We start from the raw sequence: 3099 nt of genomic DNA, 5'->3' as shown, positions 1-3099 counted from the left end.
TCTTGCGAGGTCCCGCGCGACGCGTGCGTAACGACCACTCCGACGTCGTCTAGCCGATGTACAGACTCGATGAACATGTGGAGCTCCGGCGTGAGGTCCCACGAGGCGCGAACGTACGCGGTTAAACCGTCCGCGTTCAACGTCGTGCGCAGCCGGTGGTCGATCATCGAAGAGTCCGGCGTCATCGGCAATCTCGCGTTTCGGTTGGCTGCGGCATTACCCCGTGAGATGACCGACCACGTCTGCGCGTGGGCGGCCGCTTCGCCGGCGAGGTACCGAGCGTCAAGTTCCTCGAAGGCGGCGTCGAGGCCGTCGACGTCGAATAAGACAGCCGCCGCTATTCGTTCGTCGGCGTCGTGCTCAACGACCTGAAGCACATCATGTTGAAACGCGTCGTGGTCGGGGTCCAAGCCGCGCCAATGCGTGAGAATGAGGCATTCGCCCCGGGTCGCAATGATGTCCATCGTGACGTTCGTCAACAATCCGATGTCGGCGGACACCCGCAGGTCTTCGATCGCGGCATCTCGGCCCTGTCGGAGCCCAGCGTTCACGACCCGTCGGCGATCGTCGCAGTAATAGTTTTCGGCAAAGTCCTGCGCCACAGCATCCCAGTCGCGAGCCGCGAAGTTTGCCAGAAAGCGTTGCGCCACCGCGTTTTCCAGCCCAGCGGAGCGCGAATGCAGCTCCTCAAATCTCGCGAGCGCGGCGTCGTAGTCTTCCTCGTCGAACATTTCGCAACGGCTATTCCGATCGCCCGCGGCCTGCAATACGGCGATCTCACGCCACTCGGCCTCGAAGCCTTCTGCGGTAGTCCCGTGTACAACGTGGGTGACCACGGCGCCGACGTCGTTCAGCCGGCGCACATCAGCGATATAGAGCGAATTCTCTGGCATGAGCTTCCAAGAGGCTTCAAGGTATGCGGGCAGATCGCCAGGCGCGAACCCTCGCCCTCGCCGGTGGTCGACACTAACCGCATCTGGCGTGATGAGGGGTAGCTCGTTCCGGTTGAGTGCGGCGTAACCTTCCATGACGACTGACCACACAGCTGAGTACGGTGCTGCTTCGCCGGCGAGGTAGCGTGCGTCAAGCTCGGCGATGGCGGCGTCGAAGTCGTCGGGGTCGAAGGTGATGATCGCCGCGATCCGCTCGTGGGCATCGAGCTCGGCGAGACTGAGGACATCGGTGCGGAACGCATCGGCTCGCGGGTCGCGGCCCGAGGCGCGCGCACGACTGAGGACGAGGCGGCTGCCCCGGATCGCAACGGTATCGAAAGTAATGCGCTTGACGCCGATCTCAGCGAGTGCCGAGAATTCGGCGACCAGGGAGTCGCTGCCCTTTCGGAGTTCCGCGCCCACCAGCCGACGGCGGTCGTCGCGGAAAACGTCGTCAGCCAGTGTTTCAGCCATGGCGTTCCAGTCGCGTGCCGCGAAGTGCGCCTGGATGCGCTCATACGACTGGGCCGCAGCGTTTTCGAGGCGTGACGGCTGCCGGTCTAGTTCGTCGAAGCGGGTGAGCGCGGGCTCGAGATCGTCCTCGTCGAAAATCTCGTAGCGGTTGACTAGATCGCCGCTGACTTTGAAGAAGCTAGTGATACGCCATTCGGCGTCGAACCCTTCTCGTGACGTCGACTTCGCCACATGGGTGGTGACCGCGCCGAGGTCGGTCAACCGATGAACGGTCTCAATATAAATGGCGCTCCGTGGTGCATCTTCCGACGCTGCCTGGAGGTATGCCATCAGGTCACCCGACCCGATCGCTGCCAATGAACGATGGTCGATATCTACCAAGTCTGGTGCGGTCGCGGGCATCTCACCGCGATTGAGCGCGGCGTATACCTCGGCAATCGCAGACCAAGCCCCTGAATGGGCTGCCGCGTCGCCGGTGAGGTAGCGGGCGTCGAGCTCGGCGATGGCGGCGTCGAAGTCATCAAGATCGAAAATCACAACACCCGCGATTCGCTCCTCGGCGTCGACCTCCAAGATTTGGAGGGCATCGTTTTGAATCGCCTCGGGGTCACGGCCCGACACGCGAATTCCTGTAAGGGCGAGGCGCTCGCCGCGGGTTGCCAGGACGCCCAACATCGTCATCGTGAAGCCGACGCCAACGGTTGCCTGAGCATCTTTGATGTTGGCATCTCGACCATGCAGGATCCCGGCATTCACTACCCGCCGGCGATCGTCGACAGAGACGTCCTCGGCCGTTATTTGAGTCACGGCGTGCCACTCGCCGGCAGCGACGTGCGAGTAAAGGCGCTCGAATACACGCGTTGCGGTGTTCTCCAGCCGCAGCGTCGGTCGGCTGAGCTGATCGAATCGCGCGAGCGCGGCGTCGATGTCTGCCTCATCGAATACCTCGCAGCGGCTGAACGATTCACCATCAGCCGTAAACAGCATGACCTCTCGCCACTCGGCATCGAAGCCCTCGCGTGAGGTCCCACACCCCTTGTGAGTGACAACTGCTCCGAGATCACTCAGTCGATGCACAGCTTCGATGTAGAAAGAGATGTCTTGGTCGAGATCCCACCCGGCACGGAGGTATTCGATCATATCACCAGTCGCAAAAGCTGCTCCCCGTCGATGGTCTTCATCCTCGAAATCCGGTGTTGTGGCGGGAAGTTCGCGCCGGTTTATCGCGCCATACGCCCCTACGATCGCAGACCACATATGCGCGTGGACAGCCCCTTCGCCGGCGAGGTATCGGGCATCGAGTTCCGCAAGGGCGGCGTCGAAGTCCTCGAGGTCGAGCAAGATGACCGCCGCGAGGTGGCCATCTAGGTCGGTCTCGACGAGGCCGAGTAAGTCAGCGAGGAACCCTTGCTGCTGGTCAAAGGAGATGCGGGTACGAGTGAGAACGAGGCGGTCGCCGCGAGTCGCGATGACCTCGACTGTGAACTTCGCCCCGAGATCTGCAACCACCCGCATGTTCTCGATCTCGGCATCCCGACCGCGGCGGGTTCCGGCGCCGGTTACCCGCCGCCGATCGTTGCTGCAAAAGTCGTCGGCCAGAATCGAAGCCATCGTGTCCCAGTCGCGCGCGGTGACGCTCGCAAGGCAGCGCGCGTTGGCCCGGCTTGCCGTGTTTTCCAGTCGTGGTGCCGGT

The 3099-nt window shown here is 62.6% G+C and carries 1 pseudogene; it reads right to left on the bottom strand.

The features are described 5' to 3' along the window. Positions 1-3017, bottom strand: a pseudogene (locus tag ACZY0B_RS27090) (BTAD domain-containing putative transcriptional regulator); the annotation flags it as partial. Between the last annotated feature and the right edge of the window lie 82 nt (positions 3018-3099).

This window comes from Mycobacterium sp. IDUB_19 (assembly GCF_055419445.1).
This window is presented reverse-complemented; position numbering and strand designations above follow the sequence as displayed.